Raw genomic sequence first — 22,540 nt, 5'->3', positions numbered from 1 at the left:
AGACATTTTCTAACTGCGTTTACATCAAGAAGCCTATTTACTCCAGTTCCTATAGAACTAGAACTTTCAGATTCTCTATGCATATAACTCTCTTAATTTTCCTTTTACAATTTTTCCTGAACTTGTTTTCGGCAATTCTTTCACAATCTCAAATTTTGATGGTACTTTGTAGGTTGCTAATCTTTCTTTACAAAATGCCTTTAATTCCTCAATTATATTGACGAAATGTTCAGATTTTAGAGTTAAGACCGCTTTCACCATCTCTCCTCTTTCCTCATCCGGATACCCTATGACAGCAACCTCTAAAACTGCCGGATGCTGGTATAATATTTCTTCTATTTCTCGCGGATAAACATTAAACCCTGAACGAATAATCATATCTTTTTTTCGATCAACAATATATAAATATCCTTCCTTATCCAGCTTCGCAATATCCCCAGTTCTAAACCAGCCTTCAACAAAGGCGTAATTGTTTTCCTCTGTCCGATTATAATACCCCTTCATGACATTTGGTCCCTGAACCAATAACTCCCCAGATTCTCCTATCGGAACCTCTTCAAGAAGATCATTGACTATTTTAACGTTTACATCATGAATAGGGAGGCCAACACTACCTAATTTTTTTCTACCGTGTGGTGGATTCACCGATACTACTGGGGAACATTCTGTTAGCCCATAGCCTTCAACAATTTCAAACCCAAAGATTTCAGTCCATTTTTCAAAAATATGTTCCGGTAAAGGAGATGCACCTGTATATGCAAATCTTAACTTCAATTGATACCTATTTATCTCTGGGTCATTCAACATGTAAGTGTACATGGTTGGCGGACCAAAGAAGAATGTTGTCCTCTGTTCTTCCATCGTACTTAATGTTTTGGTACTTGATTTCCATCTCGATAACATAAAGCTGAACCCACCACAATAAAGCGTGGTATTCAAACAGTTTGATTGTGCAGCAATATGAGATAATGGGGGTACGATTAATGTTTTATCCTTCTCGTTTAAATCGAATGCTTCCGCAAAAGTTTTAGCATTATGAAAAAGATTATGATGAGTAAGAACCGCACCTTTAGGTAGACCTGTAGTTCCAGAAGTGTATAAAATGGTACAATCTTCCGTGTCGACCCCAACTATTAACCGTTCGGCTGGCCCGTCTTGTAGAAGATCACTAAAACCTTGATCGGTAGGAAGTAAATATTTCGGATTACAAACGAGCTTTGTTTTTTTTAGTATGTTATTTACAGCTTCATTCGTGACAATAATTGTAGGAGCACTATCATTGATAATGATTTCGAACTCCCTTGAAGTTAGTGCAGGATTAATCGGGACGTTAATCGCCCCTACACGCATACTAGCATAATAACTTATTACAAACTCCGGAGAGTTTTCGAGAATAATGGCAATGCGCTCACCTTGCTTAATCTCATTTAAGTAAAATTGGTTTGCAAGCTTTTGGACTTTTTCATTTAATTCCCTATAAGTATAAGTACCTCCTTCCCAGCCAAGTGCTAAATTTTCAGGTTTGCTTTCTGCATGCTTTTGTAAAAGCCTATCTAAATTCAAATGATCTTACCCCCTAAAGGTTAAATGTTACTATTTTCAATTATGACGGATATCCCTTGCCCCCCACCTATACATAAGCTAGCCAATCCGTATCGTTTATTTCTTCTTTGTAACTCGTATGAAAGTGTTAATAGTAGTCTTGCACCACTAGCTCCGACCGGATGACCTAGAGCAATGGCACCACCATTTACATTTAGCTTATTTAAATCAAATCCTAACTCTTTTTTAACAGCAAGAACTTGAACCGCAAACGCTTCATTTACTTCTATCAAATCGATATCTTCCATTTGTAAGTTTGCCCTTTTTAACGCCTGTAGTGTTGCTGGAACTGGACCTATTCCCATAACTTTTGGGTCAACACCTGCAATGCCCCAAGATACGATTCTTGCCAAAGGTTGAATTCCGTGTTTTTCAATCAACTGATCATCACCAAGAACCAAAGCACCTGCACCATCATTGATTCCACTTGCTGTAGCCGCGGTGACACTACCGTCTTTTTTAAAGGCAGGTCTTAACCTTTGAATCTTTTCCAAAGTAGTTTCTGGTTTGTGATGTTCATCTTCTCCTAATAACAATTCCCCTTTTGCATCTAGAACAGGCGTAATTTCCCTTTTAAGGATCCCCTGCTCTTTAGCCTTTGACACACGATTTTGACTTAACAAGGCGTAATCTTCTTGTTCTTCACGGGATATTTGATATTTGTCCGCTAGGTTTTCAGCTGTCATTCCCATTCCTAAACCACAATATTGGTCAACTAATGTAGCAGATAGGACATCTTCAAAATGTGGCACTCCCATTTTGATGGTATTAAAACGGATATCTCTTACGACATGAGGGCTCATTGACATATTTTCAGCTCCACCTGCAACTGCCCCACTCGCCTCATCTAACCTAATTGCTTGTGCAGCATTTACCACCGCTTGAAGTCCGGATCCACATAAACGATTGACCGTAAGCGCTGGTGATGTCTCCGGGATACCTGCTTTTAAGGAAATATGCCGTGCAAGATACGGTGAATTTGTACTAGAATGAATGACATTCCCAAAAAATGTTTGATCAATTTCCTCTACTGGTACTTTGCTTTTTTTTAACGCCTCCTTCGTTGCAATCGCACCTAAGTCTGTTACCTCGGTATTTTTTAAATTTCCACCAAACGTTCCAAACGCCGTTCTCGCTCCTTCAATTACATAAACATTTTTCATTATCATACTTCCCCCTATTTCCCAGTAAATTTTGGTGTTCTTTTTTCAAGAAAGGCACTGACGCCTTCTTTCGCATCCTCGCTTACAAACATTTCCGAAAATAATTCCATTTCATACCGAAGACCTTCTGCTAATGGAAGATTTACTCCATGTTGAATGGTCTTTTTTATCCTTTGTATGGCAACTCGCGGCTTTTCTTTAAGGATATTAGCCCAGTTCATCGCTTCTTCTTCCACAGTCGCAGCAGCTACGATCTTGTTAACGAGTCCCAACTCCTTTGCTTCTTCTGCATTGATTGGCGCCCCAAACATAATCAATTCCATCGCTTTAGATTTTCCTACTAACCTTGGCAAACGCTGGGTTCCACCAGCTCCTGGAAATATCCCTAAATTCACTTCAGGCAACCCCATTTTTGTATGTTCATCACATAAACGGAAATCGCAGGCGAGTGCGAGCTCTAACCCACCACCCAATACATGACCTTTCAAGGCAGCAATCACAGGTATTGGTAGCTGTGTTAATAATTCAAATGCCTTATGAAAACCAACTGTCAACGACAGGTCTTTTCTCCCAAGCCTAGACACAAATTGAGTAATGTCTGCTCCAGCTGAAAAAGCTTTTTCCCCAGCTCCTTTGATCACTAATACATTTACTTCTTCGTTGCGATATAACTCTTCCAAAAAAGTCGTCATTTTTTCAAAGACTGCTGGATTCAGAGGATTATATGGCGGCCTATTAATTTCCATGACCGCTACTTTCCCTTCTATTTTGCATAAAAGTACTTCTTCCATCTCTTTTCCTCCTTAACGATAAGTATAAAATCCTCTTCCTGTTTTTCTTCCCAAATCCCCTGCCTCTACCATTTTTTTCAGTAATGGACAAGGCCGATACTTTGGATCGTTAAATCCTTCATACAACGCCTCCATTGCCCATAGAGCAGTGTCTATTCCAGCCATATCAATGGTTTTTAGTGGACCCATCGTATGTCCATACCCGTCAATAAACCCTTGATCAATCTCTTCTGGAGTTCCTACTCCTTCCATTACAGCAAAACAAGCCTCGTTAACCATTGGCAGCCAAATTCGATTCATAAGGAATCCAGGATAGTCCTTTTCTGCTGTAATCATTCGTTTCCCAAGTTTTTCTCCTACTTCTCTAGCAAACTCATAGGTTTCTACCGATGTTTTATAGCCTTTTACAAGTTCTAATAAGGGCATCATTGGGACTGGACTAAAGAAATGCATCCCAATTACTTTCTCTGGTCTTGTGGTTACACTAGCAATCTTCGTAATCGATAAAGATGATGTATTGGTAGCAAGTAAGCAATCATCCTTGGCTAATTGATCGAGCTTTTTAAACGTATCCTTTTTAAGCTCCAGTCTTTCTGGGACAGCTTCAATGATGACATCAGCTTGCGATACGGAATCCCATTGAGAAGAAAAGGTGAGTTTTGAGAGAACATCTTCTCGATTTGTTATCTTGTTTTTTTGTGCTAACCGATCAACAGAATCTGTAATTCTATTTTGAGCTTTTTCAAGCGATGCTTCTGAGACATCAATTATGGTTACATTGAGACCGGCTTGCGCAGCAACCTGGCCGATTCCTGATCCCATCAAACCTCCACCAATTACCGTTACATTCATTCTCAACAACTCCTTGGATTTTTTACACAGCTATTCCTTTAACTTACACTTAACATCACAGTTGACTATTTAAGTGCATTTGCAATAATTTCCTTCGCAATAATGATTCTTTGTATTTGATTGGTTCCCTCATATATTTGAGTGATTTTAGCATCCCTCATCATTCTCTCAACGGGATAATCCTTTACATATCCATAGCCACCTAATAACTGAACCGCATTCGTAGTGACCTCCATAGCAACATCCGATGCGAAACATTTTGCCATCGATGAGTTTGCAACCACATTCGAATCATGTTGATCAAGCATCATCGCCGCTTTTAAAACAAGTAATCTAGATGCTTCTATTTTCATCGCCATGTCTGCAAGCATCGATTGGACCATTTGAAAATGATGGAGAGGTTTATTAAATTGCTTTCTCTCAATCACGTAATCTAAACAATGCTCATAAGCTCCACGAGCAATGCCTGTGGCTTGGGCACCAACTACAGGTCTTGTTTCGTTGAATACGTTCATTAAAATTTTGAATCCGTCTCCCTCATCGCCCAGCATATTTTCCTTAGGAACCATGACATTCTCCAGGAAAACTTCCCTTGTTACAGACCCTCTAATTCCCATTTTTTCTTCTTTCTTTCCGAACGTAAGGCCAGGTGTTCCCTTTTCTACTATGAAGAGAGTTACACCACGAGTGCGGTTTTCTGATGTTCTCGTGACAAAAACATAGATTTCAGATTCACCTGCATTCGTAATAAATACCTTATGGCCATTCAAGCGATAGGAATCACCTTCCCTGACCGCTGTCGTCCTTAGGCTTGATACATCCGATCCTGCCCCGGGTTCCGTGATTCCAAAAGAACCTAGGACTTGACTGGTTGCGAGCAGAGTCACATACTTACGTTTTTGTTCTTCTGTTCCGGCTATCAGAAAAGGAGCAATTGTTAAAGCCTGTGTCGATAACGAAACCGACGTTGATGCACAAACTGCAGCAATTTCCTCGACAACAGCCACATGGCTAACCATATCCGAACCTACTCCTCCATATTTTTCTGGAACATGGATACCAAAGAATCCATTCTCTGCTAAAGTTTTAAGGTTTTCCCATGGTGTCTCGCCCTTCTCATCTACCTCTTTTGCCCGGGGGGCGATTTGTTCTTTTGCGATTTTTTTGGCAACACTCTGAATCATGTTCTGTTGTTCAGTAAGTAGCACAATTGTCCCTCCATTTCTTTACCTTCTTAAGCTAATGAATTTTTTGCCTTTATCAGTCTCTAAATGTTGGCTCTCTATGTTCCAAGAAGGCTCCCATGCCTTCCACAGAGTCAGGGTAATCAAACAATAATGCGAATGATTGCATTTCTTGGTCGAAATGTCCTTGATTCAATTGCCAATATTTTTGATTAATTAATTTTTTTGCAGTAGCTATCGCCATTTTACTTTTAGAAGCTAGTGAGTTTCCTATTAGGATTGCTCCCGATAGAGGATCCTCAAAAAGATCACTGATAATAGAAAGTTCCATCGCCTTACTTGCTGTTATCATTTCACCAGTTAAAATCATTTTACAAGCTGCTGTCCGTCCTGCTACTTCAGTTAATCTAGAAATTCCGCCACTTCCAGGAATAATTCCAAGATTGACTTGGGGGAGACCAAACATGGCATTGTGCCCTGCCACGCGGAAATCGCAAACCAGTGCCAGTTCCATACCACCACCTAGGCAGTACCCATTAATAGCCGCAATGTATGGTTTTGTAGATTGAATGATAGAGAGCTGGAGCGCTTTCATTTTTCCTGCCATTTCCAAAGCCTGCGAGACCGACATCCCCGTCATCTCTTTTATATCAGCCCCAGCAAAAAATACATCCTTCTCTCCTGTCAAAATGACACAGTTTATTTTATCGTCCTCGTTTAGTTCTTTACATGCTCTAGTTAACTCTACTATCAAGTCTGAATTAAGCATATTTCTTGATGGTCGGCAAAGGACGTTTATAACGGCAACTTTATGTCTTTTTCGTTCTATGAAAAGATACTGATATTGATCCATTTGCCCCTCCATTTCATGAATTTATTCTATATAACAACAATGCAATATTCGTGCCAACAGTGAAAACCTCAATGCAACAACGTTTGTGCAACTCTAAATTCGTAAACGGTGAATGTTTTCACCATTCAAAAGGAAAAATTTCACCAACCCTTGCTGCCAATATAAAAAGTGGTGAAATTTATCACCACTTCTTCTAAATGCCTAGTTTTTTAATTTTCTTTACAAGTGTAGAATGATCAACTTCTAAGTACTTTGAAGCCTCACGGATGGATTTATAACGGTTTAGTGCCAGTTTTATCATTTTCCTTTCCATAGATTCTCTGAGTTGTTTTAAAGGAATGATCTCTTCTTCGCGTTCATTTGGTATCTCCCCTGACATTTCCCTAGGTAGATCGGTTGGTCTTACTTTATTTCCTTCTGTTAAAATGACCAATTGCTCAATGGTATTCTCGAGTTGACGTACGTTTCCTGGCCACCGATACTCCATTAAAATTTTCTTTGTTTCTTCTGTGATGACTTTATTAGCAGAATATTTTGAATTATACTTTTTTAAAAAATGTTTACCTAAAGGTGGAATATCTTCTTTCCTTTCTCTTAAAGGCGGAATATGGATTGGAATTACATTTAACCGATAATATAGATCTTCTCTAAAGGTTCCTTCTAGGACAAGCTTTTTTAAGTCACGATTTGTCGCAGCCAGGAAACGGACATTGATTTTTTTTGTTTTCGTTCCTCCAACTTTGGTAATTTCTTTCATTTGAATGACCCTTAATAATTTTACTTGTAGATGTATTGGCATTTCCCCAATTTCATCTAGCAGAACAGTCCCACCATTTGCCACTTCTAGTAACCCTGGTTTTGAAGCAACTGCTCCTGTAAATGCCCCTTTTTCATAACCAAACAACTCTGCCTCCATTAATGATTCTGGGATTGCACCACAGTTTATTTGAATATAAGGGGAATCCTTCCGATCACTCATTTTATGTATTGTTTTTGAGATGACCTCCTTGCCCACCCCTGATTCACCAACAATTAGGAGACTCGCTTCTGTTTTTGCCACTTTATATACTTTTTCCTTTAAGGCTTTTGTTTTATAAGAATTTCCAATCCAGTCTTCCGTTTTTAATGCTTGTTCCCTTAGCTGCTGAAGCTCGGAGTAATTTATGTTTAATTGATTATGATGTTCTTTGTGCAATTCATTTAACGAAGATAACTCACGATAATTTGCAACATAGCAAAGGAAATTTCCGGAATCATCGTAAACTGGTTTACTTGTGATAAACACTTCAACTCCCGTGCATACCTTTTGAGAAATGGTTAACGGGTCCTTTTTTAACACTTTTATTGATTGACTAATAATGATTCCTTCATTCCTCATTTCTCTTGTCGTTTTACCGACAATATCGGTAATTGGGATACCAGAGATTTGCTCCACTACTTTGTTTGCATAAAAGATACGTCCAGTAGAATCAGCTAGCAAGAAACCTTCATAGGATTGCTCAATTGCTGTTAAAAGTAACTCCTGATTCACTTGTGATAGTGTGGAAAGACTCAATATCAGTCACCCTTTCTTATTAAAATGCTAGTGATACCAACGGATGGAAACAAAGGCATTCCGGCTTTACCTTACCTATAAAGACCTTTATGTATAATTCAACCGTGAAATTAAATAGCGAACAGTAGTTAGTACTGTTCGCTGTTTATTAAAATGCCTCTAACTTAACATCTTCGCTCACAATCAAATCTGCTTCTGTACACTCCCGAATCTGTTCAACGGTAAAGTCTTTGGCCACTTCAATTAGCTTTAACCCATTTTCGGTAACCTGCATTACAGCACGGTCGGTAATGATACAGTCAACCACACCCTTACCGGTTAGTGGTAAGCTACACTCTTTCAGGATTTTAGATTCACCGTGTTTATTAACATGCTCCATGATAACGATGGTTTTTCGTGCTCCATGGACTAAATCCATTGCACCACCCATCCCTTTCACCATTTTCCCAGGAATCATCCAGTTAGCTAGGTCACCCGTCTGGGAAACTTCCATCCCACCTAGAATCGCCACATCCACATGACCACCACGAATCATCGCAAACGATTCGGCACTATCGAAATAGACGGAACCCGGGATGACTGTAACGGTTTCTTTTCCGGCATTGATTAAGTCAGCATCGACATCATTTTCCGTAGGATAAGGCCCAATTCCAAGGAGTCCATTTTCTGACTGAAGGACAACCTGCTTGTTTTCACTGATAAAATTGGCCACCATTGTTGGCATTCCTATCCCTAAGTTCACATAGTTGCCATCTTCAATTTCCTTTTCAGCACGTCTAGCAATTTTTTCCCTTGTATTCACCAATACCCCTCCTTTATGACCTAATCGTTCTCCGCTCAATTCTCTTTTCTTGCTCTCCTTGGATGATGGACTGAACATAGATTCCTGGTGAGTGGATAAAATTCGGATCTAATTCTCCAACCTCGACAAGGTTTTCTACTTCAGCAATTGTCACCTTTCCAGCGGCCGCCATCATTGAATTGAAGTTGCGGGCTGTTTTTCGATAGACAAGATTCCCCATTTTATCTGCTTGAAAGGCACGTACGAGACTGTAATCAGCTGTTAAGGATTCCTCGAGAAGATATTCCTTGCCATTATACTCACGAACTTCCTTCCCTTCTGCTATTGGTGTTCCCACACCAGCAGGCGTAAAGAAAGCAGGTATGCCCGCGCCTCCCGCACGAATCTTTTCGGCTAAAGTTCCTTGTGGAGTTAGTTCTACCTCAATTTCTCCGGAAAGAAGCTGCCGCTCAAATTCTTTATTTTCTCCAACATAGGAAGCTATAATCTTCTTAATCTGTTTGTTTCGCAACAATAGACCAAGTCCCCAATCATCGACGCCACAATTGTTTGAAATAATCGTCAAATCTTTTGTACCTTTTTCAGCTAATGCTTTAATCAAATTTTCGGGTATCCCACATAAGCCAAATCCACCCACCATTAAAGTCATGCCGTCCTTAATGCCTTCAACTGCTTCCGTAAAATCCGAATAAATCTTTTTCATTCATTTCCCTCCTTATAGCAGGATTGAGTTTACTCCTTCACCCAAAGATGTTAGGACAATGTTTGTTAAACTGGATAAACTCCGTGCTTGCGTTCAGAGAATACTAGGTACTTAGACATATAGACTTCCAGGCGTGAAGCTAGTTCCTCACGAAGACGATTTGGTTCCACAACATCGTCAATGATTAGTTCCGATGCAAGTCGATAAATATCAATATCTTCCTTATATTCTTCACGTTTTTCAGCGATGAAAGCTGCTCTCTCTTCTTCAGGAAGTGCGGCAATTTTATTTGCATAAACAGCGTTAACAGCCGCTTCTGGACCCATCACAGCAATTGCAGCTGTAGGTAAAGCGATACAGCAGTCAGGCTCAAATGCTGGTCCTGCCATTGCATATAACCCTGCACCATAGGCTTTTCGAACAATAACCGTCATTTTCGGTACAGTAGCTTCACTCATTGCCGAGATCATTTTTGCACCATGGCGAATGATTCCAGCCTTTTCAACATTGGTTCCAATCATAAAACCAGGTACATCAGCTAAGAATAATAGTGGGATATGGTAAGCATCACATAGATTGATAAACTTAGCCGCTTTATCCGCACTGTCATGGAAAAGAACTCCACCTTTTACACGGGGTTGATTCGCAATAATTCCAATCGGCTGGCCATTTATTCTACCAAGACATGTAATCAGTTCTGGTGCAAATAGTTTTTTAATTTCACAAACCGAATCTTCATCAACTAAGCGGTCAATCAACTGATACATATCAAATGGGGCATTTTGATTTTTGGGAATTAAGTCTTCTATTGTCTTTTCAAATTGTGCTGGAGGTTTCGCCTCCGTTTGTAGTGGCTTTTCAGAGAAGTTATTTGGAAAGTACGTTAAGTATTTTTGGGCATAAGCAATGGCTTCCTCTTCTGTTTTAACCAGAACATCCCCACAACCGGAAACCGAGCAATGCATCTTCGCTCCACCCATTTGTTCCAGAGAAACTTTTTCACCAATGACCATTTCTGCCATCCTTGGAGAGCCTAAGTACATTGAAGCGTTTCCTTCAACCATTACAACAATATCGCAAAATGCAGGGATATAGGCACCGCCAGCCGCAGAAGGTCCAAACAAAAGACAAATCTGAGGAACTTTCCCTGACATTTTCACCTGATTATAAAAGATTCGACCTGCGCCTCTTCGACCTGGAAACATCTCTAATTGATCCGTGATCCGTGCACCAGCTGAGTCAACTAGATAAAGCATTGGACAACGTAGTTTTTCAGCTGTTTCCTGGATACGAATAATTTTCTCGACTGTCCTTTTTCCCCAAGACCCAGCCTTTATCGTGGAGTCATTAGCCATCACACAAACGGTACGACCATGGATTTTCCCGATTCCAGTAACAACACCGTCCGCAGGAAGATCACCAGCCAACACATTTGCAAACATGCCGTCCTCTGCTTGAAGACCATGATCAAATAATAAATTCAGTCGGTCTCGCACAAACATTTTCCCTTGTTCCTTATTCTTTTGATGATACTTTTCTTGCCCACCTTGTAAAATGGACTCCTTTTTCACTTCATAGTCTGATTTTGTATGTGTCTCTGTCATCATAATCCTCCTAAATAGGAAGGTGCAAAGCACCATCCACTATTTCCAGCAGTTATCGTCCCTTATATTGAGGGGGACGCTTTTCAGCGAAGGCCCTTAAGCCTTCCACTCTATCCTCTGTTGGGATCAGTGCGTCGTATGCTAGTTCCTCTATCTTCAATCCTGTTGCAAGGTCTACTTCTATTCCTTTATTGATCGCTTTTTTTGCTTGAGCAAGTGCAAGTGGACCATTCTTTGCCATTTCCTTGGAAATCTCGATTGCTTTTTCCAATAAATTAGAACATGGCACGACATATTCTATAATTCCTATATCCCTAGCTTCCTCGGCGGTTAGGCGTTTGGCTGTATAAATGAGTTCCTTCGCTTTGCCAAGTCCAATTAGGCGTGGAAGTCGTTGTGTCCCTCCAGCCCCTGGTATAATAGCAAGCGAGGTTTCCGTTAAACCGACATTCGCCTCGAGTGCCCCAACTCGGAGGTCACAAGCTAGTGCCAATTCAAGTCCTCCGCCAAATGCTACCCCGTTCAGGGCCGCTATCACTGGCTGTGGCATTGCGTCCACTTCGTTTATAGTCGACCCAATCAAGCGAACAGTCTGTTTTGCTTCGGCATCTGTCATATCCCTGCGTTCCTTTAAATCGGCCCCTGCACAAAAGGCCTTTTCGCCAGAACCAGTTAAGATGACAACCCTAACGTCAGAGTCGTTTTTCAACTTGGATAAAGCGTCTTGAAAATCAACTAACATCCGTTTTGACAAAGCATTTGCAGCTTCCGGTCTGTTCAATGTGACGATGGCAATCCCGTCATCCCTTTTTTCCACCAGTACAGTTTTGATAACCGTTTCATTCATGAGATTCGCTCCTTTCCTTCCGCACGCAAAATCTCCATTTGTCGGCTTTTTAAGCTTTTTCCAAGAGTACGCTCAATTAATTGGGCTGATTTTAAGGCTAAATTCAAATCAATCCCAGTGTCAATTCCCATCTCATGGAGCATATACAACAGGTCTTCTGTGGCTACATTTCCGGAGGCACCTTTTGCATAAGGACATCCTCCTAAGCCTCCAAGCGCACTATCAAAGGTGGTAATGCCCATTTCTAATGATTTGACGATATTTGCGAGCGCTGTTCCCCTTGTATCATGGAAATGCATCGCGAGTTGGCTTGCATTAAAATGCGGTAGCAGTTCATCGAGCAACCGTTCAACTTGATTTGGAACACCCACCCCAATCGTTTCTCCTAATGACAACTCGTCAATTCCCATTGAGAAAAGGCGATCAGCCACTTCTCTAACTTGGGCAGGCTTGACATAGCCATCATACGGACAGGCAATAACAGTTGAGACATACCCACGGACTGTTTTACCTGCCATCTTCGCTTCTTTCACCACTTCTTCCAGAACCGGATAAGTCTCTCCAATTGACTTATTAATATTGCTTCGATTATGTCCTTCACTAGCAGACATGAAAACACTCACTTCATCTATGCCAGCCTCAAGGGCACGGTCCAGTCCTTTTATATTGGGAACAAGGGCTGCGTAAGTCACACCCTTGTTCCGTTTAATTCCCTTCAAAACATCTGAAGCATCTGCAAGCTGAGGAATCCATTTGGGATTTACAAATGAACTTACCTCAATATAAGATAGTCCTGTCTCTGAGAGCGAGTTAATCCAAGCGATTTTATCTTCTGACAGGACTAGTTGCTTTTCATTTTGCAAACCGTCCCGAGGACCGACTTCCTTGATTGTCACGTTTTTTGGTAGTTTCAAAGAATCTGCCTCCTATTCAACATCCACAATCGTATCGCTGTCGTTTACAAAATCTCCTTCTTGAACATACACCTTTGCAATTGTCCCGCCTTCTTCAACGCTAACTGGAATCTCCATTTTCATCGATTCAAGAATGACAACCTCTTGCCCTGCTTCTACTTGGTCGCCCTCTTTCACTAAAACCTTCCATACATTTCCTGCCATACCTGCTTCTACTTTAGCCATTTTTCATTCTCCTTTACTTGGTTGATGTTAATGTTGGTAAATAATATTCATTTACAAATTGGGTTGTTGTATAACCTGATAAAAATTGCTTATGACTTACGGTTTGAATCAGCATAGGGATGTTTGTTTTTATCCCCTCAATCTTGTAATTTTCAAGTGCCGCCTGGAGTCGGGAACATGCCTCCGAGCGTGTTTCTCCCCAAGCAATCAGTTTCCCAATCATCGGGTCATAGAAAGGGGTCACTTGGGAGCCAGCTTCGATTGCACATTCATTTCGAATGCCCTCACCTTGTGGTAGCTGAAACTCCGTGATTTTTCCAGGTGAAGGGAAGAAAGTTTTCGGGTCTTCTGCGTAAATCCGTACTTCAATCGCATGGCCGTTTCTCTTTACATCTTCCCTTGTAAAAGAGAGCTTCTCACCTACGGCCACTTTTAACTGCTCTGATACAAGATCAAGACCAGTGATTTCCTCTGTTACGGGATGCTCAACTTGCAATCTCGTATTCATTTCGAGGAAATAGAAGTTTTGCTCTTTATCTACTAAAAATTCAATCGTGCCTGCGTTTGTATATCCGATATGCTGTGCGGCTTTTACTGCCGCATCTAACATCCTAGATCGGGTCTCTTCACTAATAAAAGGCGATGGCGCTTCCTCTACCACTTTCTGATTTCGTCGCTGGATCGAGCATTCTCTCTCCCAAAGGGGAACGACATTGCCGTGAGTATCCGCCAGAATCTGCACTTCAATATGATGCGGCTCCTCAATATACTTTTCTAAGAACATCGCACCGTCTCCAAAGAAGGATTCTGCCCGCTTCTTATTTCCTGCAAATGCTTTTAGGAGCTCTTCCTCTGAATGAACAAGCTGCATGCCGATTCCACCGCCACCAGCTGATGCTTTTAGCATTAATGGATAGCCAATTTCTTTCGCAGCTAAACTGGCTTCTTCTCCACTTTCAAGCGATGTATTAATTCCTTCAATAATTGGAACTCCCGCTTCCTTCATCGTTTTACGCGCTTCAATTTTACTGCCCATTGAAGCAATAATTTCTGGGGAAGGTCCGATAAACACTAGGTTTTGCTCATTACACTTTTTTGCGAAGGCGGCGTTTTCAGATAATAGACCATATCCAGGATGAACAGCCTCAGTCCCACTTTTCTTGGCAATGCTGATAATTTCATCAGCATTCAAGTAACTCTGATTTACAGGTGGTTTCCCCACACAGTAGGATTCATCCGCCTCACGAACGAACAATGATTCCGCATCAGCTTCAGAATATATGGCCACGGTTTTAATCCCGAGCTTCTGACAAGTACGGATTACCCTCAAGGCAATCTCACCACGGTTAGCAATCAAAATTTTTGAGAACAAGCAAATCTCTCCTTTTTTACTGGGTTAGTTGATTGATAGACTTTTCGCGTAGCTTAAACTTCTGAATTTTCCCTGAAGCAGTCATCGGATAAGCATCCGTAAAGAAGATTTTCCTAGGTATTTTATGGCGTGAAATCTTGCCTTTAAAATATTCTTGGATTTCTTCTGCTGTCGCCGTCATTCCATCTTTTAAAATAATCCAGGCAATTGCTTCTTCCCCGTATTTTTCATCTGGAACACCAACGACTTGGGCATCGAGAACCTTCGGGTGAGTATAGAGAAATTCTTCAATTTCACGTGGGTAAATATTTTCACCACCACGAATAATCATATCCTTCAGGCGCCCAGTAATCCGACAATAGCCATTTTCGTCCATCACCGCTAAATCTCCAGTATGTAGCCATCCATCCTCATCAATCGCTTCTCTTGTGGCATCAGGGTTTTTATAATATCCTTTCATCACATGATAGCCACGAGTACAGAGCTCGCCTTGTTGGTTAAACGGTAATTCTGTTGTGGTCCCGGGTTGAACAATCCTCACTTCAACATTGGGAAGGGCTCTCCCAACGCTTTCAACTCGTAATTGTAGTGGGTCGTCAGTACGAGTTTGCGTGATGACGGGAGAAGATTCTGTTTGACCATAACAAATGGTGATTTCCGTCATATTCATCTTATCGATCACACTTTTCATTACCTCTACTGGACAATTAGATCCAGCCATTACCCCTGTTCTTAGCGTAGACAAGTCATAATTTTTGAAATTCGGATGATTCAACTCCGCGATAAACATCGTAGGAACACCGTGAAGTGCGGTGCATTTCTCCTGTTCAACCGTCGTAAGCACCGTTTCCGGGTCAAACTCTTGAACCGGGATCATTGTGGCTCCCACACTTACAGCAGCAAGTGTGCCAATCACACAGCCGAAACAGTGAAAAAATGGTACTGGAATACATAGCCGGTCTTCATCGCTAAGTTTCATACAATGGGCAATATTGTATCCATTATTTGTGAGGTTACTGTGTGTAAGCATAACCCCTTTCGGAAATCCAGTGGTTCCAGAGGTGTACTGCATATTAATGACATCATCTGGATCCATTTCTGCAGCTCGCTTCTGCAACTCTTCATCAGAAACATTTCCAGCCATCTCGATAATATCCGACCAATTATATGCTCCGTTATATTTCTTTTCGCTAAAAACGATGACATTTTTCAGAAGTGGTAGTCTTTTAGACTCGAGCTTGCCCGGTGCAGAAGTTTCAAGTTCAGGACAAAGCTCGTAAATCGAGTCAATATAAGAGTTCCCTTTATAATCTTCAATTAAAAATAAAGTGGTCGCATCAGACTGTCTTAATAAATACTCTAGTTCTGTAGAACGGTAATTTGTGTTGACTGTAACTAAAACAGCACCCATTTTTCCGGTTCCATATTGCAGACTCACCCATTCTGGAATATTCGAAGCCCAAACTGCGACATTCTCCCCTTTTTCAATCCCAAGTGCCATTAAACCTTTGGCCACTTGTTCGCAAACATCGTTGAATTCGCGATAAGAGTATCTTAGTCCACGATCTGGATAGACTAGGGCTTCATGGTCAGGCATTTCCAACGCTTTCTCGGCTAACAGCTCACCAACGGTTTTACGAATCAATTCTGCCATTCATTTACCTCCTACAATTAACATCCTAAGTGGCGGGCAATGACTAAGCGTTGAATCTCTGATGTTCCTTCGCCAATTTCCATTAATTTAATATCGCGCAAATGCCTTTCTACGTCATATTCCTTCATATATCCTGCGCCACCATGAATTTGAATCGCTTGGTTACAAATTCGGAATCCTGCTTCTGATGCAAACAGTTTTGCAAACGCAGCTTCTTTTCCAAATGGTTTGCCTTGGTCTTTTAACCATGCAGCCTTAAGAACCTGATTGCGTGCCAGTTCCAATTCCATCGCCATATCAGCCAATTTAAATTGAATGGCCTGAAACTTAGAAATAGACTGACCGAACTGTTGACGCTCTTTTGCAAACTGAAGAGCCTTTTCCAAAGCGGCTTGGGCAATCCCCACTGATAGTGCAGCAATTGAAATACGACCTCCATCTAGGGTAAATAAAAATTGACTAAACCCTTTCTTCTCATCACCAAGGAGGTTTTCTCTTGGCACACGAACATTATCAAGGATAATCTCACAAGTATTTGATCCCCGAACCCCCATCTTGTCGTAATTAGAGGAGATGGAAACCCCTGGTGTATCACTAGGGACGATAATGGCGGATACAATATTCCGTCCATCCTCGCGTTTTCCAGTGACAGCGGTTACAATAATTTGTCGAGAATAGCTCGCATTTGTGATCCAGCATTTTTCTCCATTAATGACCCATTCATCACCATCTAATACCGCTTTCGTACGAGTTCCTCCTGCATCAGAGCCAGCATTCGGTTCTGTTAAACCAAACGCACCCATGGTTTCTCCTTTCGCCATCGGCACCAGCCATTCCTGCTTTTGTTCTTCAGTTCCAAAATAATAAATTGGACTTGCCCCAAGACTCGTATTAGCTGCATAACTTAACCCGGTCCCTCCGCATGCTTTCCCTATCTCTTCTACGGCAATGCAATAAGAGATTGTATCACCGCCAGCACCACCATACTTTTCTGGAAATGGGATCCCTAGTAATCCCAACTCTCCTAATCTCTCAAACGTCTCGTAGCGCATTTTAGAGGATTCATCCACTTCCCGTGCGTAGGGCTTAATTTCCTTTTCTGCAAACTCTCTTACCATTTCCTTTAGCATTTGCTGCTCATTGGTTAATTCGAAATTCATCTCTGTTCTCTCCTTTTTTCAAACGGACTAGTCGGTCTGTTTTATAGTAACTGAAAAACTATATCAACTAATTATCAATGGTGTTAGTACCGACTGGTCGGTCTGTTTTAGTTTTTTAATAGCCAGCTACTTTTCTATAGGCTGACCTTTGATTAAAAATGATTGCACATTATCTTGACTCATTGCCTGTTCTGTTAATAGTGAATGGAGCAATAAATCATTAAAGATTTGTGCAATAGATTCAATTGTTAATGGTCCGTCTTTGTTAAACCATTTATACGTCCAGTTGACCATGCCAATAATCGCCATTGTGGAGATTTCAGCAGGTACTTCAGCGCGAAATTCGCCCTTTTCCTGCCCTTCTCGGATTACTTGAGTCAGGAGTTTTCTGTAATCATCTCGTTTTTCATTGATACGTTGGTTAAATTCACGGGTTAAATACATGCTCTCTTGATAAAATACAGTAATATGTGGTTTATATAAGTCAAATACTTTGGTGAAAGATTGAATCATGGCACACATTCGAGTAACAGGCGTATCGAAATTATCATATGCTTCTCGTGCCTTTTCAAGAACATAGGAGATAAAAACATCGTGGATGTGGTAAAGCAATTCATCTTTAGATTTAAAATTGTGATAAAATCCCCCTTTCGATGTTCCAGATTCTAAAACAATCTGGTCAACCGTGACTCCGTGGTAGCCATTTTTTTCAAATAAGACAAGGGCTGTTTCAATGATTCGTTCCTTAAGCGTCTTTTTCATATTCATCATCCTTTAAACCAATCGTATCATATGAGTGCAGAGTGAATCAATTGAATTTTCAGAATAAAAAAATAAACAGTATATTTCCCCGTACTTTTTAAAAAAAACCGAGCTAAATTAGCTCGGCTTTCATTTATCCCTTTTATTCTTCACGCAGGACCTGTTCCATCTCATCAAACTTGTGATGGATCTCGTCATCAGGTTTTTTCGTAAGTAAGCTTACAACTATAACGGCAAGTAGACTTAGGAAAAACCCTGGTATCATTTCATACATGAAATCTGCAAGAATATTAATATTTGCCCAAATCAGAACGGTAACAGCTCCTACAATTATTCCAGCTAAAGCGCCCCATTTTGTCATTCGTTTCCAGTAAAGACTTAGCAATAAAACCGGTCCAAAAGCTGAACCAAACCCAGCCCATGCATAGCCAACAAGTCCTAAAATGGTATCACTTGGATACAGTGAAAGACTAATACCTACAATCGCGACAACCAATACAGCTATACGACCAACTAATACTAATTCCTTATCACTCGCATTTCTTTTAAGGAAGGCTTTATAAAAATCCTCCGTCAAAGAACTAGAAGTAACAAGAAGCTGTGAGGAAATCGTACTCATAATTGCTGCCAACACTGCGGCAAGTAAAAATCCGGTAATATACGGATGGAATAAAACATCTGCAAAGTAGATAAAGATAGTTTCAGAGTTTTCTAGTGTTGTTCCATTCATCGAATGATAAGCAGCACCAGTAAGACCTGTTAACATAGCACCGATAAGGGAAACCCCCATCCAGCTCATTCCAATCCTACGCGCAGATTTTAACTGTTTCAAACTTCCTACGGCCATAAAGCGTACGATAATATGTGGCTGTCCAAAGTACCCTAGACCCCATGCTAATAATGAAAGAATCCCGACAAACGTTGTTCCTTTAAACAAATTAAGCATCGTTGGGTCAACACTTCTAATTTCATCCAAGGTTGCGCCAACTCCACCAATCTGAGTAAAGGCTACAATTGGTACGAGGATTAGCGCCGTAAACATGATTACCCCTTGAATAAAATCCGTCATACTAACTGCTAAAAATCCTCCAAACAGAGTATAGGCAACGACCACACCTGCTGTAATCAACAATCCTGTTTGATAATTCGCTCCAAATGAACTTTCAAATAAGGTACCACCTGCTACTAGTCCAGATGAGGTATATAGAGTGTAGAAAATCAAAATAACAATTGCTGAAACAGTTCGGATCATTTTTGAGTGATCCTTAAATCGATTTTCTAAAAAGTCCGGAATTGTAATCGAATCATTTGCCACAATGGTATATGTTCTTAATCTAGGAGCTAGAACGATATAATTCACATATGCCCCGACGAATAAACCAATTGACAGCCATGCTTCCGAAAGACCCGCAAGAAACAATGCTCCCGGTAGTCCCATCATCATCCAGCCACTCATATCAGATGCCCCGGCAGATAATGCCGTAACGAACGGACCAACTTTACGCCCACCTAACATATAATCCGTTAAATCAGACGTCCGCTTGTAAGAATAATACCCTACCAATAACATTACTAAAAAATAAACACCTAACGAAATTAATATTTCTACCTGCACCAAATCTCTCCCTTGTTGTTTTATTTCTTCTAAACTAGTAGAAATGGCCCAAATGAATAAAGCCGACTTTATAACCCTAACAAGGAATCCACTCTATTTCAAGGGAAACGGGTTGACTGACTTGCTCCTTCCCCTTGAAAACAAGAAATTCTTTTAGGGTAAAGCCTTATTAGGATGGTATATTCTTATCTTTGAGATTATATTACGGATAAAACTAATTCCCATCATTGTAAAAATTTTACATAACCTTTGAAATACTTAACCTAAACCTTGCTATGGCCATGTTTTTATCATTTTAACATTCGAATTCCAGACCAAAATAAAAAAAGAGGCTACTCATGGTAGCTCCGGTTTCGAATAGATTGGTGGCTCACCACCTAAAACATTTAAAAACGCTAATAAATCCGCTTTCTCTTCATACGTTAATCCTAGCGGACTCATAAACTGCTTGATGAAGAAGCTTGTGTTAGGATGACCGTCACCGCCACGATTATAGTAGTCAATCACTGCTTCCAATGTTTCCAAGCTCCCATCTCTCATATAAGGTGCTGTGTGGGAAATCCCATAAAGACTTGGTGTTCGAATTCTACCAATATCTCCTTCCTCCCCCGTCACAGCAAACCGACCAACATCCTCTGTGGTAATCCCAATATTATAAAAGTTATTATCCGAGAGGTTCTCACCTTGATGGCATGTACTACAAAATGCCTTACCAGCGAATAAATTCATACCACGTAACTCTGAATCTGTTAGTGCATTGGAATCTCCATTTAAAAACTGGTCATAGGGTGTATCCTTTACCACTATTAACCTTTGAAAAGCGGCTAATGCTTTGGCGATGTTCTGCTCAGTGATTCCATCTGGAAACGCTGCAGCAAACAACTCTTCATATCGTTTGATTGCTTTTAATTCATTTACTAACTCATTTAATGGCTGGTCCATTTCATCGGGATTTTCAATTGGTCCAAGTGCTTGCTCTTCTAATGATTCTGCTCTTCCATCCCAAAAGTTAGTGGTGTAATAGCCAGAATTGATAATAGTAGGGCTGTTACGGGCTCCTTCACCACCATCAACAGTCTCAAACGTAGCACGCCCATCCCCATAGCCCTTTTCCGGATCATGACAAGTGGCGCAGCTTCTTTCATTATTACCAGAGAGGCGAGAGTCGAAGAATAACATCTGACCTAATTCTACAACTTCCTTATCCATTGGGTTATCGTCTGGAATAGGGATTTCACCTAGTGGTATTAACATTCCATTACTTAGCAAAGCACTCTTCATTTGATCTAGTGACTTTTCCTCGGCTTTTTCTTCTTTTATTCTTAAAACTGCCGAATTTGTAGCCTCATCCGTGTTAGAAGAGCACCCAATCAAACTAACAATTGTTAGCAGAATTAACATCAAAACCTGTTTCATATCTAAGATAAACCTCACTTTAATGATTTATCTTTATTATAATTTGAGTTTACCGGCAACAGAGGAATCTATTGTGGCTATATTATTAACAGTGTGAAAGTTTTTTAGCATTAAGAAATAATGATATGCTAAAGGAAAGAGATTGTGGTCGACATCCTATAAAGATAGAAAAGGGAGGTATGGATTGATGACGTGGGCGACTATTTACAATGACAAACATAGTATTTTTGAAATGTTTTCAACTAGCCATATTGTTGTCCTTCTCCTCTTTCTATTAGGCTCCATAGTCATTTTCATCTGTCGTCAAAAATTAAAACAAGTAAAATGGAGACCCATTGAAATCGGGATTGCCTTATCCTTGTTTTTTTTCGAACTGGCCTTTCATGTCTGGTTACTTGCATCTACCTATTGGGACATAAGTGACTCCGTACCCATTGAGCTATGTAGCATTAGTTTATTTTTAGCCATTATCTTACTGTTAACAGGAAATAGAACCATCTATGAATTGTTATTATTTACGGCCCTATTAGGAGCGACTCAGGCTTTAATCACACCCGTACTATATTATGACTTTCCTCATATTCGTTTCTTTTACTTTTTCTATACTCATATCATGATGATTTGGGTGGCGTTGTATTTTACTTGGGTGAAGGGGTATCGACCAACGATTCGTTCAGTAGGTAAGGTTTTTGTTTTTCTGAATATCTTACTTCCTATTGTCATTGTGGTTAATAAACTTGTGGATGGAAATTATATGTTTTTAAGTCACAAACCAAGGACCCCTAGCTTACTAGACTATCTTGGTCCTTACCCTTGGTATATCCTTTCTTTAGAAGGGCTCCTCCTCATTTTGAGTCTAGTTGTCTGGTTGCTTTTAAGAGAAAAAAACAACAAGGTGGAGGCTAATAAACTTCATGACAAAAGCTAACTATTATAATTAGAGCAAGCTTTCCTTTTGTGCTTTAAGGTTCTGTTTAGATAAGAAAAAGCATTGTTCTCCAGCACTTTTCAGGTCATTCTGTGGGAGGAAATAAACGGCAATCATGCTCCAACGTATAAATTCTCGCTGAAAAGAAAAACAAGTCATTGTAATTGTTCTGGACATATTCACTAATATGAATAAATGCCGTTTTAAATCTTTCGATAAGGATCCGCGACGCTTGTTCATCCCATGTATAGGTGTTTACTCGCAACAACTCATCAGCTATTGTCCCAATTCTGAACTCCTCGACAATTAGGGTTAACCTATACAATTTCTCTGGATTTGACATCTGGCCGAATGGATGATTTTTACCGTTTTTAACGATGTCAACGAATTCCTTAATATTCCTGGCTAACAGTAGAGCTTTTTGTTGATTTAGTTCCATGGATTCACAACCTTTATCAAAAAATAACTTTTTTAATATTTATGAAAGCAGATAGGATATATTTCTAGAAAAAAAAGAAACCACCTTACCGGCAGCCCT

At 40.4% G+C, this 22,540-nt stretch carries 21 protein-coding genes; 1 reads left to right on the top strand and 20 read right to left on the bottom strand.

The features are described from left to right. Positions 1–75: 75 nt before the first annotated feature. From LG336_RS11715 to LG336_RS11625, 19 genes are all read right to left on the bottom strand, one after another. Positions 76–1,563: a class I adenylate-forming enzyme family protein gene (locus tag LG336_RS11715; RefSeq protein ID WP_404332702.1), complete on the bottom strand. Its 1,488-nt coding sequence runs from the start codon at positions 1,561–1,563 to the stop codon at positions 76–78. 20 nt (positions 1,564–1,583) lie between these two features. Then, the gene (locus LG336_RS11710; RefSeq protein ID WP_404332701.1) at positions 1,584–2,765 is read right to left on the bottom strand and encodes a thiolase family protein; all 1,182 of its coding nucleotides are present in this window, start codon (positions 2,763–2,765) and stop codon (positions 1,584–1,586) included. A 14-nt stretch (positions 2,766–2,779) separates the two neighbouring features. Continuing rightward, positions 2,780–3,556 (bottom strand): enoyl-CoA hydratase/isomerase family protein, encoded by a 777-nt coding sequence (locus tag LG336_RS11705; RefSeq protein ID WP_404332700.1) that lies wholly within the window; start codon positions 3,554–3,556, stop codon positions 2,780–2,782. A 12-nt stretch (positions 3,557–3,568) separates the two neighbouring features. Beyond that, entirely contained in the window at positions 3,569–4,408 is an 840-nt protein-coding gene (locus LG336_RS11700; RefSeq protein WP_404332699.1) for a 3-hydroxyacyl-CoA dehydrogenase family protein, read from the bottom strand. Positions 4,409–4,473: 65 nt separating this feature from the next. Beyond that, positions 4,474–5,616, bottom strand: a complete 1,143-nt coding sequence (locus LG336_RS11695) for an acyl-CoA dehydrogenase family protein (RefSeq protein WP_404332698.1) — start codon at positions 5,614–5,616, stop codon at positions 4,474–4,476. 52 nt (positions 5,617–5,668) lie between these two features. Beyond that, positions 5,669–6,445: an enoyl-CoA hydratase/isomerase family protein gene (locus tag LG336_RS11690; protein WP_404332697.1), complete on the bottom strand. Its 777-nt coding sequence runs from the start codon at positions 6,443–6,445 to the stop codon at positions 5,669–5,671. Between the two features lie 193 nt (positions 6,446–6,638). Next, positions 6,639–8,000 carry a sigma-54 interaction domain-containing protein gene (locus tag LG336_RS11685; RefSeq protein ID WP_404332696.1) on the bottom strand — a complete coding sequence of 454 codons (1,362 nt, stop codon included), beginning with the start codon at positions 7,998–8,000 and terminating at the stop codon, positions 6,639–6,641. Between the two features lie 148 nt (positions 8,001–8,148). Beyond that, positions 8,149–8,805 carry a CoA transferase subunit B gene (locus LG336_RS11680; RefSeq protein ID WP_404332695.1) on the bottom strand — a complete coding sequence of 219 codons (657 nt, stop codon included), beginning with the start codon at positions 8,803–8,805 and terminating at the stop codon, positions 8,149–8,151. 10 nt (positions 8,806–8,815) lie between these two features. Beyond that, positions 8,816–9,505 carry a CoA transferase subunit A gene (locus tag LG336_RS11675; RefSeq protein WP_404332694.1) on the bottom strand — a complete coding sequence of 230 codons (690 nt, stop codon included), beginning with the start codon at positions 9,503–9,505 and terminating at the stop codon, positions 8,816–8,818. Positions 9,506–9,570: 65 nt separating this feature from the next. Further along, complete coding sequence (locus LG336_RS11670) at positions 9,571–11,109, bottom strand: acyl-CoA carboxylase subunit beta (RefSeq protein WP_404333143.1); 1,539 nt, start codon at positions 11,107–11,109, stop codon at positions 9,571–9,573. Between the two features lie 52 nt (positions 11,110–11,161). Beyond that, on the bottom strand, positions 11,162–11,956 hold the full coding sequence (locus tag LG336_RS11665; protein ID WP_404332693.1) for an enoyl-CoA hydratase: 795 nt from the start codon (positions 11,954–11,956) through the stop codon (positions 11,162–11,164). Further along, on the bottom strand, positions 11,953–12,870 hold the full coding sequence (locus LG336_RS11660) for a hydroxymethylglutaryl-CoA lyase (protein ID WP_404332692.1): 918 nt from the start codon (positions 12,868–12,870) through the stop codon (positions 11,953–11,955). Before LG336_RS11660 ends, LG336_RS11665 begins: the two co-directional genes overlap by 4 nt. 12 nt (positions 12,871–12,882) lie before the next feature. Next, positions 12,883–13,095 carry an acetyl-CoA carboxylase biotin carboxyl carrier protein subunit gene (locus tag LG336_RS11655; protein WP_221870584.1) on the bottom strand — a complete coding sequence of 71 codons (213 nt, stop codon included), beginning with the start codon at positions 13,093–13,095 and terminating at the stop codon, positions 12,883–12,885. 13 nt (positions 13,096–13,108) lie between these two features. Then, entirely contained in the window at positions 13,109–14,467 is a 1,359-nt protein-coding gene (locus LG336_RS11650) for an acetyl-CoA carboxylase biotin carboxylase subunit (RefSeq protein WP_404332691.1), read from the bottom strand. Positions 14,468–14,483: 16 nt separating this feature from the next. After that, the gene (locus tag LG336_RS11645) at positions 14,484–16,121 is read right to left on the bottom strand and encodes an AMP-binding protein (RefSeq protein WP_404332690.1); all 1,638 of its coding nucleotides are present in this window, start codon (positions 16,119–16,121) and stop codon (positions 14,484–14,486) included. 17 nt (positions 16,122–16,138) lie between these two features. Continuing rightward, the gene (locus tag LG336_RS11640; protein ID WP_404332689.1) at positions 16,139–17,281 is read right to left on the bottom strand and encodes an acyl-CoA dehydrogenase; all 1,143 of its coding nucleotides are present in this window, start codon (positions 17,279–17,281) and stop codon (positions 16,139–16,141) included. A 126-nt stretch (positions 17,282–17,407) separates the two neighbouring features. Beyond that, positions 17,408–18,043, bottom strand: a complete 636-nt coding sequence (locus LG336_RS11635; protein ID WP_404332688.1) for a TetR/AcrR family transcriptional regulator — start codon at positions 18,041–18,043, stop codon at positions 17,408–17,410. A gap of 142 nt (positions 18,044–18,185) precedes the next feature. Further along, positions 18,186–19,658 carry a sodium/proline symporter PutP gene (gene putP / locus LG336_RS11630; protein ID WP_404332687.1) on the bottom strand — a complete coding sequence of 491 codons (1,473 nt, stop codon included), beginning with the start codon at positions 19,656–19,658 and terminating at the stop codon, positions 18,186–18,188. Between the two features lie 336 nt (positions 19,659–19,994). After that, positions 19,995–21,074, bottom strand: a complete 1,080-nt coding sequence (locus tag LG336_RS11625) for a cytochrome c peroxidase (protein WP_404332686.1) — start codon at positions 21,072–21,074, stop codon at positions 19,995–19,997. Positions 21,075–21,261: 187 nt separating this feature from the next. On the opposite strand from LG336_RS11625, the gene LG336_RS11620 reads away from it, so the two are divergent. Continuing rightward, entirely contained in the window at positions 21,262–22,002 is a 741-nt protein-coding gene (locus LG336_RS11620; protein WP_404332685.1) for a TIGR02206 family membrane protein, read from the top strand. An 85-nt stretch (positions 22,003–22,087) separates the two neighbouring features. On the opposite strand, the gene LG336_RS11615 is transcribed toward LG336_RS11620, so the two are convergent. Continuing rightward, positions 22,088–22,441, bottom strand: a complete 354-nt coding sequence (locus LG336_RS11615; protein ID WP_404332684.1) for a hypothetical protein — start codon at positions 22,439–22,441, stop codon at positions 22,088–22,090. Positions 22,442–22,540 lie beyond the last annotated feature (99 nt).

It is taken from the genome of Mesobacillus maritimus, assembly GCF_044803185.1.
Taxonomy (GTDB): domain Bacteria; phylum Bacillota; class Bacilli; order Bacillales; family Cytobacillaceae; genus Mesobacillus_B; species Mesobacillus_B maritimus_B.
This window is presented reverse-complemented; position numbering and strand designations above follow the sequence as displayed.

Bases quoted from the DNA above. Each gene is read 5' to 3' on its own strand.
- LG336_RS11640 (WP_404332689.1), bottom strand. From the start codon at position 17,281: ATGAATTTCGAATTAACCAATGAGCAGCAAATGCTAAAGGAAATGGTA.
- LG336_RS11700 (WP_404332699.1), bottom strand. From the start codon at position 4,408: ATGAATGTAACGGTAATTGGTGGAGGTTTGATGGGATCAGGAATCGGC.
- LG336_RS11625 (WP_404332686.1), bottom strand. From the start codon at position 21,074: ATGAAACAGGTTTTGATGTTAATTCTGCTAACAATTGTTAGTTTGATT.
- LG336_RS11645 (WP_404332690.1), bottom strand. From the start codon at position 16,121: ATGGCAGAATTGATTCGTAAAACCGTTGGTGAGCTGTTAGCCGAGAAA.
- LG336_RS11655 (WP_221870584.1), bottom strand. From the start codon at position 13,095: ATGGCTAAAGTAGAAGCAGGTATGGCAGGAAATGTATGGAAGGTTTTA.
- LG336_RS11665 (WP_404332693.1), bottom strand. From the start codon at position 11,956: ATGAATGAAACGGTTATCAAAACTGTACTGGTGGAAAAAAGGGATGAC.
- LG336_RS11675 (WP_404332694.1), bottom strand. From the start codon at position 9,505: ATGAAAAAGATTTATTCGGATTTTACGGAAGCAGTTGAAGGCATTAAG.
- LG336_RS11635 (WP_404332688.1), bottom strand. From the start codon at position 18,043: ATGAAAAAGACGCTTAAGGAACGAATCATTGAAACAGCCCTTGTCTTA.
- LG336_RS11620 (WP_404332685.1), top strand. From the start codon at position 21,262: ATGACGTGGGCGACTATTTACAATGACAAACATAGTATTTTTGAAATG.
- LG336_RS11615 (WP_404332684.1), bottom strand. From the start codon at position 22,441: ATGGAACTAAATCAACAAAAAGCTCTACTGTTAGCCAGGAATATTAAG.
- LG336_RS11710 (WP_404332701.1), bottom strand. From the start codon at position 2,765: ATGAAAAATGTTTATGTAATTGAAGGAGCGAGAACGGCGTTTGGAACG.
- LG336_RS11705 (WP_404332700.1), bottom strand. From the start codon at position 3,556: ATGGAAGAAGTACTTTTATGCAAAATAGAAGGGAAAGTAGCGGTCATG.
- LG336_RS11690 (WP_404332697.1), bottom strand. From the start codon at position 6,445: ATGGATCAATATCAGTATCTTTTCATAGAACGAAAAAGACATAAAGTT.
- LG336_RS11670 (WP_404333143.1), bottom strand. From the start codon at position 11,109: ATGACAGAGACACATACAAAATCAGACTATGAAGTGAAAAAGGAGTCC.